At 67.5% G+C, this 12,898-nt stretch carries 11 protein-coding genes; 3 read left to right on the plus strand and 8 right to left on the minus strand.

Annotated elements, in window-relative coordinates:
- The first annotated feature begins 1 nt into the window (after position 1).
- Positions 2-904 (plus strand): NmrA family NAD(P)-binding protein, encoded by a 903-nt coding sequence (locus NMI01S_RS22600; RefSeq protein ID WP_084513177.1) that lies wholly within the window; start codon positions 2-4, stop codon positions 902-904.
- Here NMI01S_RS22600 and smc read toward each other — a convergent pair.
- Together smc and NMI01S_RS22610 are read right to left on the minus strand one after the other, a co-directional pair.
- Positions 901-4,509 (minus strand): chromosome segregation protein SMC, encoded by a 3,609-nt coding sequence (gene smc, locus NMI01S_RS22605; protein ID WP_063000269.1) that lies wholly within the window; start codon positions 4,507-4,509, stop codon positions 901-903. The genes NMI01S_RS22600 and smc overlap by 4 nt on opposite strands.
- A gap of 192 nt (positions 4,510-4,701) precedes the next feature.
- Positions 4,702-4,941, minus strand: coding sequence for a hypothetical protein (locus tag NMI01S_RS22610; RefSeq protein ID WP_157126312.1), 240 nt, complete (start codon positions 4,939-4,941; stop codon positions 4,702-4,704).
- Positions 4,942-5,151: 210 nt separating this feature from the next.
- On the opposite strand from NMI01S_RS22610, the gene NMI01S_RS22615 reads away from it, so the two are divergent.
- Together NMI01S_RS22615 and NMI01S_RS22620 are read left to right on the plus strand one after the other, a co-directional pair.
- Positions 5,152-6,384, plus strand: coding sequence for an acyl-CoA dehydrogenase family protein (locus tag NMI01S_RS22615; protein ID WP_063000273.1), 1,233 nt, complete (start codon positions 5,152-5,154; stop codon positions 6,382-6,384).
- A 3-nt stretch (positions 6,385-6,387) separates the two neighbouring features.
- A complete protein-coding gene (locus NMI01S_RS22620) occupies positions 6,388-7,512 on the plus strand; it encodes an acyl-CoA dehydrogenase family protein (protein ID WP_063000275.1) in 1,125 nt (374 codons plus the stop codon).
- 177 nt (positions 7,513-7,689) lie between these two features.
- Here the strand turns inward: NMI01S_RS22620 and thpD are convergent, their stop codons facing one another.
- The 6 genes from thpD to NMI01S_RS22650 form a co-directional block, all read right to left on the minus strand.
- A complete protein-coding gene (gene thpD, locus NMI01S_RS22625) occupies positions 7,690-8,571 on the minus strand; it encodes an ectoine hydroxylase (protein WP_063000278.1) in 882 nt (293 codons plus the stop codon).
- A 27-nt stretch (positions 8,572-8,598) separates the two neighbouring features.
- Entirely contained in the window at positions 8,599-8,991 is a 393-nt protein-coding gene (locus NMI01S_RS22630) for an ectoine synthase (protein WP_030513045.1), read from the minus strand.
- Positions 8,992-8,993: 2 nt separating this feature from the next.
- A complete protein-coding gene (ectB, locus tag NMI01S_RS22635; protein WP_063000280.1) occupies positions 8,994-10,256 on the minus strand; it encodes a diaminobutyrate--2-oxoglutarate transaminase in 1,263 nt (420 codons plus the stop codon).
- A 12-nt stretch (positions 10,257-10,268) separates the two neighbouring features.
- Positions 10,269-10,718, minus strand: a complete 450-nt coding sequence (gene ectA, locus NMI01S_RS22640; RefSeq protein ID WP_063065010.1) for a diaminobutyrate acetyltransferase — start codon at positions 10,716-10,718, stop codon at positions 10,269-10,271.
- 169 nt (positions 10,719-10,887) lie between these two features.
- Entirely contained in the window at positions 10,888-11,871 is a 984-nt protein-coding gene (locus NMI01S_RS22645; protein WP_245716980.1) for a HAMP domain-containing sensor histidine kinase, read from the minus strand.
- A 40-nt stretch (positions 11,872-11,911) separates the two neighbouring features.
- Positions 11,912-12,622 carry a response regulator transcription factor gene (locus tag NMI01S_RS22650; protein WP_036503729.1) on the minus strand — a complete coding sequence of 237 codons (711 nt, stop codon included), beginning with the start codon at positions 12,620-12,622 and terminating at the stop codon, positions 11,912-11,914.
- Positions 12,623-12,898: the final 276 nt, after the last annotated feature.

Genomic DNA, 12,898 nt, shown 5'->3' on the forward strand with positions numbered 1-12,898 from the left:
AATGTCTATGCAGAACAACCTCGTTCTCGTCACCGGCGCGACCGGCAAGCAGGGCGGCGCCACGGCCCGCGCGCTGCTCGCCGGCAACGTCCCGGTCCGCATCCTGGTCCGTGATCCCGCCGCCGAGGCGGCGCGCGAACTCGCCGCCCTCGGCGCGGAGGTGGCCGTCGGCGACTTCGACGCCCCGGCCACCCTGACCGCGGCGGTAGCCGGGACACGAGGCGTCTTCCTCGTTCCACCCGCGGCCTTCCGGCCCGACGGCTGGGACGTCGACCTGGAGACGATCCGCGGTGCCGCCGTGATCGAGGCCGCCCGCAACGCCGGAACCGACCACGTCGTCTTCACCGGTGTGGCGTCGTTCGACAAAGAAATCTCCTGGGGCAGTACCGGAAAGCGGCAGATCGAGCAGGCGCTGGCCGACAGCGGCATGCGCTACACCGTGCTGCGTCCGGTCCGGTTCATGGAGAACTATTTGGCGCAGGGTATGCCGCTCGACGGCTTCGTCGACGGCGTGAACGTCCACCTGTTTCCGGCCGATCGACCGGCACAGATGATCGCGGCCGACGATATCGCCGCGGTGGCCGCGCTGGCGTTCGCCGATCCCGAACGGTTCTCCGGGCAGACACTCGAACTCGCCGGCGACGCCGTGACCCCCGCCGCCGCCGTCGAGCTGATCTCCCGCGCGACCGGATATCCGGTGCGGTATCGCGAAATCACCGAGGCGGAGGCCGACGCACTGGGTGAACAGATCGGCAATACCTGGCGCCTGAGCCATCAGGGCCACGGCTGGCATGCCGATATCGAGCAGACCCGCTCGTTCCATCCCGGCCTGCAGAGTCTGGAAACCTGGCTGGCCACCACCGGCGCCGCGGTTCTGAAGTCCCGGTTCGCGGCGGGCGACTAGGTCGTCGCGCCCACCAGATTCTCCCCGCGCAGTCGCTGCGAGATGACCTGGGTGATGCCGTCGCCGCGCATGCTGACGCCGTACAGCGCGTCGGCGATCTCCATGGTCGGCTTCTGGTGGGTGATGACGATCAGCTGCGACTTCTCCCGCAACTGCTCGAACAGCCCGATCAGGCGGCGCAGGTTGGTGTCGTCCAGGGCCGCCTCGACCTCGTCCATCACGTAGAACGGGGAGGGGCGGGCCCGGAAGATCGACACCAGAAATGCCACGGCGGCAAGGGATTTCTCACCACCGGACAGCAGCGACAGCCGCTTCACCTTCTTACCCGGCGGCCGCGCCTCCACCTCGATACCGGTGGTGAGCATATCGCTGGGGTCGGTCAGCAGCAGCCGCCCCTCACCGCCGGGGAACAGGCGGCCGAACACCTGCACGAATTCACGTTCCACATCCTCGTAGGCCTCGGTGAACACCTGCAGAATGCGGGCGTCGACCTCGGCCACCACATCGAGGAGATCCTGGCGGGCCTTCTTGACGTCCTCGAGTTGGGTGGACAGGAAGTTGTAGCGCTCCTCCAAGGCCGCGAACTCCTCCAGGGCCAGGGGATTCACCTTGCCGAGGGTGGCGAGATCCTTCTCCGCGCGTTTGACGCGGCGCTCCTGGGTGGCGCGGTCGTAGGGCATTTCCTGCGGTGGGCTCACCTGGTCGCCGCGCTCGCGGGCCTGCTCGTACTCCTGCATCTCCAACGCGGTCGGCGGCATCGGCACGTGCGGACCGTATTCGGCGACCAGTTCGTCGAGCGCGATGCCGAACTGCTCGGCGATGGTGGTTTCCAATTGCTCGATGCGCAGCGCGGATTGGGCTCGCGCGACCTCGTCGCGATGCACGGCGTCGGTCAGCTGTGTGAGTTGCGTGCTCAGCGCCCGCACCCGCTCCTTGATCTGATCCACCTGGCCGGCGCATTCGGTCCGCCGCCGGACCAGCTCGTCGCGCCGCGCGGCCGCCTCACCCACCACGGTTTCCAGTTCGGCGGCGATCCGCTCGGCCGATTCGGCGACCACCGCCGCCACCTCGGCGGCACGGCGGCGGGCGGCCTGGGCCCGTTCGGCGCGGGCGCGGGTCTCGCGTTCGGCGCGTGCCGCCCGGCGCAGCGAATCCGCTCTACCCCGGACCGATTCCGCGCGCTCCTCGGCGGTGCGCACCGACAGCCGGGCCTCCACCTCCATGGCGCGCGCCTCGGCCAGCGCCGCGGCGGCCTGTTCGCGCTCCTGCCCGGCGGTATCGGTGCCCGCGTCGGCGTCGGAATCCAGATCGGACTGTTCGGATTCGGCATGACGCAGCCGGCCCTCGAGTTCGGCCAGGGCCGTCAGGTTCTCGTCGCGCGCGGATTCGGCCTCGGCGCGCTGGGCCAGCAGCCGCTCGTATTCGGAATGGGCGCTGCGCGCGGTCGCACCGAGGCGGCCCAGCCGATCGTAGATCGCGACCAGCGCCTGATCGGATTCGTGCAATGCCAGCAACGCCTGGTCGACGGCCTGTTTGCGATCATTCTGCTCGGCGAGCGCGCCCGACAGCGCGGCCTCGACCTCCTCGGCCTGCCGCTGCCACGACACCAGTTCCGCCGCGGCGGCATCGATGTCGGCCTGCACCTCGATCTGGCTGGGCGCCCGGTCCGAACCGCCGAGCACCCAGCCCGAACCGCTCAGATCGCCGTCGCGAGTCACCACCCGCAGTTCCGGTCGGCCGGAAAGGATGTCGGCCGCCTGCGTCAGATCGTCGACGACCACGGTGCCGGCGGACAGCGCCGCGACCGCACCACGCAGCGGGTCCGGGCAATCGATCACCTCCGCGAGCGGGCGCACCCCCGCGGGCAGGTCACCGATCTCGCTGCGGGGCTGCGCCGCACCGCCGTAGACGACGGCCGCGCGGCCGCCGTCGGCGTCCTTGAGCGCCCGCACCGCCGCCTGCGCGGTCGGGTGCGCATCCGCGGCGATGGCGTCGGCCAGCGGACCGAGCGCGGCGGCCACGGCGGCCTCGAATCCGCTGTGTACCCGCACCATTCCCGAGAGCCGGCCCTGTAATCCGTCGGCGCGGTTGTCCAGCAGCCAGGCGCCGCCGTCCTTGCGGGCCAGGCCCATGGTCAGCGCTTCGATGCGAGCGGTCAGCGAGGCGACCTTCTTCCCGGCCTCGCGGTCGCCTTCGCGCAGTTCGGTCACCCGCGCGTCGGCCAGTTCCAGAGCCTGGGCGGCGTGTTCGTAGGCAGCGTCGAGACCTTCCTCACCGGCGTCGAGTTCGCTCAATTCGCTTTGCACGGACTCGAATTCGGCCTCGGCGGCATCACCGCGCTGCCGGGCCGCGGCCAGCGCCTCCGACAGGCGGGCGATATCGCCGTCGGCCGATTGGGCGCGGTGGCGCAGGGTATCGACCTGCCCTGCGAGGCGGGCCAGGCCCTCGCGCCGATCGGCGATGGCGCGCACCGCGGCAAGGTGGGCCTGTTCGGCGGCCTTGGCGGCCTGCTCGCGGTCGAGCAATTGATCGCGGGCGGCCTCCAGCGTCGCCGTGGCCACCTCGACCGCCTCGAGCAGTTCGGCCTCCTCGGCCTGCACCCGGTCCGCCTCGGCCTCGAGTTGTTCGGGGTCGCGGCCGGTACCGGTGGGCTGTTCGATGGTGAGGTTGCGGGCCCGATCCCGGGCGATTCGAATGGTCGCGTTGACCCGCTCCACCAGCGCCGACAGCTGGAACCAGGTCTGCGCGGCCGCCTCGGCGCCGGGCGTGAGCCGCGAGAGCTGGAATTCCTGCTGCGCCAGCGCCGCATTGGCGGCATCCAATTCGGCCTGCACGGTGATCTGCTGTTCGCGGGCGAAGGCTTCCTTGCTCTGCTGACTTTCCAGTTCGCGCCGGCGCGCCACCAGATCGTCGGCGGCCAATCGCAGCCGGGCATCGCGCAGTTCGGATTGGACGGTGGCCGCGCGCCGGGCCACCTCGGCCTGGCGGCCCAGCGGTTTGAGCTGGCGGCGCAATTCGGTGGTGAGGTCGGTCAGGCGAGCCAGATTGGCCTGCATCGCATCGAGTTTGCGCACCGCTTTCTCTTTGCGCTTGCGATGTTTGAGCACACCCGCGGCCTCTTCGATGAAGGCGCGGCGGTCCTCGGGTCGCGATTCCAGAATCGCCGAGAGCTGGCCCTGGCCGACGATGACGTGCATTTCCCGGCCGATACCGGAGTCGGACAGCAGTTCCTGGACATCCATCAACCGGCAGGAGTTGCCGTTGATCTCGTATTCACCGGCGCCGTCGCGGAACATCCGGCGGGTGATCGAGACCTCGGAGTAGTCGATGGGCAGCGCGCCGTCGGAATTGTCGATGGTCAGTGTGACTTCGGCGCGGCCCAGCGGCGCCCGCCCGGCGGTACCGGCGAAGATGACGTCCTGCATCTTCCCGCCCCGCAGCGCCTTGGCGCCCTGCTCCCCCATCACCCAGGTCAGCGCGTCGACGACGTTCGATTTGCCGGACCCGTTCGGCCCCACCACACAGGTGATGCCGGGCTCGAGCCGCAGCGTCGTCGCGGACGCGAAGGATTTGAATCCCTTCAGCGTCAGACTCTTCAGGTGCACAGTCGGTCAGGCTACCCGGTCGGGGTGCGTTGCCGGTCGGATGCCGGGCGAACGTGTTCGCCCGGCATCCGCCGAATAGGGCCCGGAATCAGGCGGCGGTGACGCGGCGTGCGGGAGTCGGCCGCGACCGGACTTCCGATCAGCGGTGCCACGGTCACCGGGCCGCGCCGTTGTTCGAGGTGATGTCGACGATCAGCTTCTGCCCTGAACCGATCCGATGGAGTAACCGGCGATCTTGTTCGCCACCACGGACCCCTGGCCGGTGACGGTGTTCTGCCCGGGCGCGATCGCCAGTCTCGTGACACCACCGGTGTCGATCGACGGCAGCGGCATCGGAGCTGCCGAGGCGACGCCGCCGGCGACCGCGAAGGTGGCGGCGGCGAGCAACGCGACCAGCACGGCCGGTATCACCCGGACGAACACACGAAGCACTCGAGATGCGTACATGAGGGTCCATCTTTCCGCACACGAGGCTCCGAAACGCAAGTCCCCGCATGTATTTCGGGTACCCACGGGCCCGGCCGCTCGTGCGGCGGACCGTCTCGGCACACTGCCCGCTATCTCGATAAGTTAACGACCATTTGCGCTCGACCCGGAGTAAATGAGAAGGTAGAGGCCCGTTTATCGCACAAGGAGTTCTTCGTGAATCTGGACTGGTCGCCCACCGATCTGGCGTTTCGCGACGAGGTGCGGCGCTTCCTGGACGAGAATTTGACCCCGGAACTACGTCGCGCCGGTCAGCTCGCCACCAGCGTGTACCCGGATCACGAGGCCAGCATGCAGTGGCAGCACATCCTGCACGCCCGCGGCTGGGCGGCGCCGGCCTGGCCGGTCGCCCACGGCGGCTGTGACTGGAGCATGACGCAGCACTACATCTTCGATCGTGAATCCACCCTCGCGGGCGCGCCCGCACTCTCGCCGATGGGTATCCGGATGGTCGCGCACGCGATCATCGCCTTCGGCACCCCGGAGCAGAAGGACTACTTCCTGCCGCGCATCCTCACCGGCGAGGTGTTCTTCTGCCAGGGCTATTCCGAACCCGAGGCGGGCTCCGATCTGGCCTCGCTGACCATGGCCGCGGTCTCCGACGGCGACGATCTGGTCTGCACCGGTTCCAAGATCTGGACCACCCACGCCACCGAGGCCAACTGGATCTTCGCCCTGGTCCGCACCTCGAAACTGGAACGCAAACAGCAGGGCATCACCTTCGTGCTGATCCCGATGGACACTCCCGGCATCGAGATCCGCCCCCTGGTCATGACCTCCGGCGAGCAGGTGCAGAACCAGGTGTTCTTCGATGGTGTCCGGGTGTCGAAGACCAACGTCATCGGCCGCATCGACGAGGGCTGGACGGTCGCCAAACACCTGCTGAACTTCGAGCGCGGCGGTTCGGCCTACGGCCCGGCGCTGCAGGTGCTGGCCGAATCGCTGGCCGAGCACGCGGCCGGACAGCCCGGTTTCGCCGGCGGCAGCCTGCTCGACGAGCCCGCCTTCGCGGCGAAACTGGCCGACGCGCGGATCCGGGCCGATGTCCTCGAGATCCTGGAGTACCGCACCATGTCGGCCATTTCGCGCGGTAAGGATCCGGGTCCGGCCGCGTCCACGATCAAGATCCTGGGGACCGAATTGAGCCAGCGGCTCACCGAATTGGCCTTCGAAGCCGCCGGCCCGCGCGGGCGCGCCTATCAACCGCACGCCGCCATGCCGGGTGGTCCGGTCGCCGACTTCGTCGCGCCCGCCGACGGATATCTCAGCGGCGAACCGTGGCAGGCCGTCGCGCCGCTGCGGTACTTCAACGACCGCGCGGGCTCGATCTACGCGGGCAGCAACGAGATTCAGCGCAACATCATCGCCAAGGCAACCCTGGGACTGTGAGAGATGGACTTCGAATTCACTGCCGAACAGCAACTGCTCCGTGACACGGTCACCGAATTTCTCGCCGCCCGTTACGATTTGGAGAAAAGCCGGGCCGCGGCGCGGGTCGGCGCCGGCCACCAGCCGGAAATCTGGCGCGGCTTCGCCGAGGAGGTCGGCATTCTGGGCGCGAGCCTGCCCGAGAGTGTCGGCGGATTCGACGGCGGCGCCATCGAGACCATGATCATCGCCGAGGCGCTCGGCGGTGCCCTGGTCGTCGAACCCTATGTCGACACCGCCGTCCTGGGCGGCGGACTGCTGCGCCGCGCCGGCGGCGCGCGGGCCGAGGAACTGTTGCGCGGCATCGTCGACGGCTCGGTGATCACGGCCTTCGCCGCCCTGGAGGCCGGCTCCGGGTACGACCCCGCACGCGTGGCCACCACCGCCCGCCGCGATGGCGACGGCTGGGTCCTCGACGGCGCCAAGGGGGTGGTGACCACGGCACCGCTGGCCACCCACCTGCTGGTGACCGCGCGCACCTCGGAGGCGGCAGGTCTGTCGCTGTTCGTCGTGCCGGCCGACGCGGCCGGTCTCACGCAGCACCCCTACCGCACCATCGACGAACGCCGGGCGGCCGATCTGGTCCTCGACGGCGTCCAGGTCGGCGCCGACGCGCTGCTCGGTGACGAGGGCACGGCCGACGAGTCGGTCGAACGGGCCATCGACGAGGCGATCGCCGCCATCTGCGCCGAGGCCGTGGGCGGAATGCGGCGGGTACTCGCCGACACCGTCGAATACAGCAAGCAGCGCCGCCAGTTCGGCGTGCCGATCGCCAGTTTCCAGGTACTGCAGCACCGCATGGTCGATATGCACCTGGAGCTCGAACAGGCCGTGGCCGCGACCTATCTGGTGACGCTGAAACTCGACGCCGAACCGAAGGTCCGCGCCCGGGCCGCCGCGGCGGCCAAGGCCACCGTCGCCCGCGCCGCCGGCTTCATCGGCCAGCACGCGGTCCAACTGCACGGCGCGATGGGCATGACCGAGGAACTCGCGATCGGGCATTTCTTCAAGCGGCTCACCGCGATTCGCACCGAATGGGGTTCCGCGGACCAGCACATCGCCCGCTACGCCGCGCTGACGCGGGCCTGAGCGGCGCACGATCGCCGGGGCGCGGTCCCATACCGCCGCCGCCCCGGACATGTTTTCGGCCGGAATCCGTTTCGGATTCCGGCCGAAAACGCGCCGGGGATGCCGGGCTCGCCCCGCCACCGTCGGGAGCGAACCCGCGCGATCATCGGTCCCGACGTGATCGGGTCACCCCCCCGCTCAGCGCAGAGGGGTGAAATCGCGCGAGGCGATATAGGTCGGCCGCTGATGCAGGGCCGAATACGGTTCTTCGAGAGTGTTCTCCACGCTGTTGAACACCAGGAAGACGTTCGAGCGCGCGAACGGCGTGATGTTGTTCGACGAACCGTGCATGATGTTGGAATCGAACAGCAGCGCCGAACCGCGTGCGCCGGTGAACTGCGCGATGCCGTACTTGTCGGCCAGCTGGGCCAGATCCTCCTGTGCGGGCACACCGATCTGCTGCTCGCGCAACGATTCCCGGTAGTGCTCGTCGGGAGTCTCGCCCTGGCACGGCATGAACTGCCGGTGCGAGCCCGGCAGCAGCATCAGACTGCCGTTGAACGGATAGTTGTCGGTCAGCGCGATCGACAGGCTCACCGCACGCGGTGAGGGCATCCCGTCCTCGGCGTGCCAGGTCTCGAAATCCGAATGCCAGTAGAACCCGGCACCCTCGAAACCGGGCATGTAGTTCACCCGGCTCTGATGGATGTAGACCTCGGAACCGAGAATCTGGCGAGCCATCCCGACGATCCGCTCGTCACGCACCAGCTCCGCCACCACGGCGCTGATCTTGTGCACCTCGAAGATCGAACGAACGCTGTTCGACTTCTTCTCGATGATCACCCGCTCGTCGGCACGCAACACCGGATCGGCGGCCAGCCGATCGATGTCGGTGGCGATATCGGCCACCTCCATCGGAGTCAGCAACTCGTCGATGATCGCGTACCCATCGGCATCGAAATTCTGCAGCTCCGGCGAGGTGACCGTGCCCCACACCGTGGGATCGGTGCGCTCCACCGGCGGTACCGCTACGGCAGTTCTGGTCCGGTAGCGGTCGATTCGACTCTCCGCCAACGTCATCGCGGCGTCGTCCTCCTAACTACATCACTACTCGCCTACGGCCACCAGCGGGTAGACGCCGTTCTCGTCGTGAACTTCCTTGCCCGTGACCGGAGGATTGAACACACACAGCATCCGCATCAGGGTGCGGGTCTCGACCCGATGCCGCTCGTGTCCGTTGAGCAGGTACATCGTTCCCGGCGCCAGGTCGTAGGTGACGTCGTTGGTCAGGTCCGTGAGCGTGCCCTCGCCCTCCACCAGCCACACCGCTTCGACGTGGTTCTGGTAGTGGAACTCGTGCACGGTGTTCGGCTGGATCGTCGTCTCGTGGAAGGAGAAACCCACCCCGTCGCCGCCGAGGATGATCCGCTTGCTGCGCCAGTCCTCGGCCGCGACGTCGCGGTCGGTTCCGGTGATCTCGGCAGTGGTTCGCACGATCATGGTCAGTTGCCTCCTCGGGCCATGTCCACCGCCCGGTCCAGGATGCCCAGGCCGTGGTCGAGTTCGTCGTCGGTAATGGTCAGCGGCGGCAGCAGCTTGACCACCTGGTCCTCGGCGCCGGAGGTCTCCACCAGCAGGCCCTCTTCGAAGGCGATGCTGCTGACCTTGCCCGCCTCCGAGGCGTCGTCGAACACCAGTCCCTGCACCAGCCCGCGTCCGCGGGTCGAGACACCCTCGAAGTTCTCCGAGAGGGCCTCGAACGACTTTCGGATCTTCTCGCCCTTGGCGGCGGTGGACTCCTCCAGCCGGTGGTCGGTCCAGTAGTGCTCGAGCGCCACGCGGGCGGTCACGAACGCCGGGTTGTTGCCGCGGAAGGTGCCGTTGTGCTCACCGGGCGCCCACTGGTCCAGCTCGCGCTTCATCAGCACCAGCGCCAGCGGCATGCCGTAACCACCGATCGACTTCGACAGGGTGACGATGTCGGGGGTGATGCCGGCGATCTCGAAGGAGAAGAACGGTCCGGTCCGGCCGCAGCCCATCTGCACATCGTCGACGATGAGCAGAATTCCGCGCGCGGCGCACAGCTCCGACAGGTGCCGCAGCCACTGCGCCCGAGCGACGTTCACGCCGCCCTCGCCCTGCACGGTTTCCACGATCACCGCCGCGGGCTTGTCCACACCGGAGGAATTGTCATCGAGGACCCGCTCCATCCACGCCAGATCGTCGGTGCCTTCCAGATACCCGTCGTAGGGCATCGGATTCACGTGGTTCAACGGTACTCCCGCGCCCGCGCGCTTGGTGGCGTTACCGGTCACCGAGAGCGCACCGAGGGTCATGCCGTGGAATGCGTTGGTGAAATTCAGAATCGACGTGCGGCCGGTCACCTTGCGGGCCAGTTTCAGCGCCGATTCCACCGCGTTCGCACCGGTGGGACCGGGGAACTGGACCTTGTAGTCGAGGCCGCGCGGATCCAGCAGAACGTTGTTGATCGTCTCCAGCAATTCGCGCTTCGCGACGGTCGACATATCGAGTCCGTGCGTAATTCCGTCACGTGCGATGTAATCGATCAATGCTTCTTTGAGAACGGGGTTGTTGTGCCCGTAGTTGAGCGCTCCCGCGCCCGCGAAGAAATCGAGGTAATCACGTCCGCTACCGTCGCGCAGCCAGGCGCCGGAGGCGGTGTCGAACAGCGTGGGCCACGAGCGGCAATATCCACGGACATTCGATTCGAGCGATTCGAAAACGGTCATCTCAGCGGTGGTCATCGATGATCCTTCCTATCGTTTTGCGTCACCCTGCAGTGGCGCGATCCGGTACAGGTCCTCCGATTCGTGCCCGTCCGGAAAATCTTCTGGCTCGAACAACGTTTCTCGCGTCATTTCCGCGTCACGGCGCCGGGCCAGTGACGCGAACATTGCCAGCGAGGCTTCGTTGTCCGGCGAAACGGTTGTCTCCAACTTCGAAACACCTTGGTCGGCAACGTCTTCGACGAGCCGATCCAGCATTGCAACGCCCACTCCGCGGCCGCGGAAGGCGTGATCGACGGCTACCTGCCAGATGAACAGTGTGTCCGGCGATTCCGGGCGCAGATATCCGGTGACGAATCCTGCTATCTCCGAGTCGATTTCGGCCACGACGGTGGTCGAGGCGAAGTCACGGCTCCACAGCAGATACGCGTAACTCGAATTGGCGTCGAGCACTTGGGAATCCACTGCGATTCGCCACATCCGCGCTCCGTCGTCCACCCGCGGCCGACGAATCAGCGTCTGGGAGGAAACGTGCCGACGGCCGTTCGACTCGTCGGTTGCCGGAGAACTGAACGACATACTCCGCGTTCGGGTCTGCATCACCTCTTCAGAATTGCCCGCGAACGTTGAGGTCTATCGTGCGACTACTTTACGGTTGTGTTACAGAAGTATGATCGGTGAATTTCGTCACGGTGGGCAGCCACACCATGAATCGGGCGCCTCCGCCGGGACGGTCGTCACATTTCACGCGGCCCCCGTGGGCGGCAACGGTTTCGGCCACCAAAGCCAATCCGATACCGGTGCCCGAACGTTTCCCGCGGCGCACCGTCACGAATCTTTCGAAGATGCGTTGCCGATCCTGTGGCGCCACTCCCGGGCCGGCGTCGTCGACCGTGATCACCATTTCGTCCTCGGCGCGCGCGACCCCCACCGCGATCACCCCGCCGCCGTGCCGCTGCGCATTCTCGAGCAAATTCACCAGCGCTCGCTCGAGTTCGAGCTTTCGCCCGGTCACGATTCCGTCGTCGGCGACGGTCAGCAGTTCCGGTGAATAGTGCATTTCCGCGAGGGTGTGGGTGAGCAGTTCGCGCACCGACAGCGGTTCGGCGTCGGCGCCGTGCATGCGCGCCTCGGCCCGGGCCAGCGCCAGCAGATCGTCGAGCAACCTGCGCAGATGGTCGAGTTCGGCGCGGACCAGTTCCAGCGCTCGCCGCGACCGTTCCGGAAGTTGATCCTCGTAGCGAGACATCACCCCGACGCTGGTGGTGAGCGTGGTCAGCGGGGTGCGCAGTTCGTGACTCACATCACCCACCAGCCGCCGTTCGCGATCGATGCGGTTCTGCAGCGAGTCGACCATGGTGTTGAACGCGTCCACGGTGGGAGCCAGATCGGGGTCGTCGGTATCGGGCAACCGGGTGCCGAGCTCACCGGAGGCGATCTTGGCCGCGGTGCCCGTGACCTGGCGCAACGGTTCCAGCAAACGGTGCGACAACCAGATTCCGAAGATGGCGCCGATCACGGTGCCGCCGAGCGCGCAGGCCAGCGCGGTGCGCCATCCGCCGCCGTCGAGCTTCGCGATCAGCACCGCCAGCAGTGCCGAGACCAGCCCCGTGACGGTGAAAGCGACGATCACGCGACCGCGCAGAATCTGGCGGCGGGGCAGGCGCGGAAATCTAGCGCTGCACATCGAGGCGGTAGCCGAGCCCGCGCACGGTTACCACGATCGCCGGCTCCGACGGGTCGCGCTCGATCTTGGTCCGCAGCCGCCGGACGTGCACGTCCACGATCCGCTCGTCCCCGAAGAACCCACGGTCCCAGACCCGTTCGAGCAGGACGCTGCGCGACAGCACCCGGCCGGGGGTCTCGGCCAGTTCGCACAGCAACCGGAATTCGGTGAGGGTGAGGTGCAACTCCTCGTCGCCGCGGTGGACGGTGCCGCCGTCGGCCGAAAGCACCAGCGGCGCTTCGGGATAGGCGTCGAGCACGATCTCCTGCGGGGCCGGCGGCTCCACGGTTTGCTGGGCGCGGCGGCGCAGGGCCCGCATCCGGGCGGTGATCTCCTTGATTTCGAACGGCTTGGTGACGAAGTCGTCGGCGCCGGCCTCCAGCGCGGCCACCACGTCGTGGGTGTCGTCCCGCGCGCTGACCACGATGATCGGCACGTCGTGATCGCGACGAATCTCACGAATACAGGTGAATCCGTCCATCTCCCCCAGCATCAGATCCACGATCATCACATCCGGTGCGCCGTTGTCACGCAGATGTTCGAGCGCATCCTCGGCCTCCTCGGCCTCGGCGACGTCGTAGCCCTCGTCCTCCATGGCCAGTCGCAGCGCACTGCGAACCCGGTCGTCGTCCTCTACGATCATCAAATTTGCACTCATCGCTACACCTCGTCCAGCTGCGCGTCATCGGAGCGTGGTTCCCCGACCCGTCCGTTCGTCAGCAGTGCGAGCGGCCGCGCAGCCTGTGGTCTCGCACCGTTCTCTCATAACCACACATCCCTAACAGACATCGGTGGCGGACCACCCACGCCGGACACGCCGGCCGATCGGTCCTCGAGCGCCCACTGGGCACACAACAGTAACTGGAGTACCCGGGACCACGATGCGTAAACACGGGGCAACACCACCGAGGTGCAAGCACCTGAAAAAGCCCCG

The organism is Nocardia mikamii NBRC 108933 (assembly GCF_001613505.1).
Taxonomy (GTDB): Bacteria; Actinomycetota; Actinomycetes; order Mycobacteriales; family Mycobacteriaceae; genus Nocardia; species Nocardia mikamii.

Excerpts from the sequence above, each read along its gene's own strand:
- NMI01S_RS22600 (WP_084513177.1), top strand. The coding sequence starts at position 2 with ATGTCTATGCAGAACAACCTCGTTCTCGTCACCGGCGCGACCGGCAAG.
- NMI01S_RS22620 (WP_063000275.1), top strand. The coding sequence starts at position 6,388 with ATGGACTTCGAATTCACTGCCGAACAGCAACTGCTCCGTGACACGGTC.
- ectB (WP_063000280.1), bottom strand. The coding sequence starts at position 10,256 with ATGACCACCGCTGAGATGACCGTTTTCGAATCGCTCGAATCGAATGTC.
- NMI01S_RS22650 (WP_036503729.1), bottom strand. The coding sequence starts at position 12,622 with ATGAGTGCAAATTTGATGATCGTAGAGGACGACGACCGGGTTCGCAGT.
- NMI01S_RS22630 (WP_030513045.1), bottom strand. The coding sequence starts at position 8,991 with ATGATCGTGCGAACCACTGCCGAGATCACCGGAACCGACCGCGACGTC.
- ectA (WP_063065010.1), bottom strand. The coding sequence starts at position 10,718 with ATGTGGCGAATCGCAGTGGATTCCCAAGTGCTCGACGCCAATTCGAGT.
- thpD (WP_063000278.1), bottom strand. The coding sequence starts at position 8,571 with ATGACGTTGGCGGAGAGTCGAATCGACCGCTACCGGACCAGAACTGCC.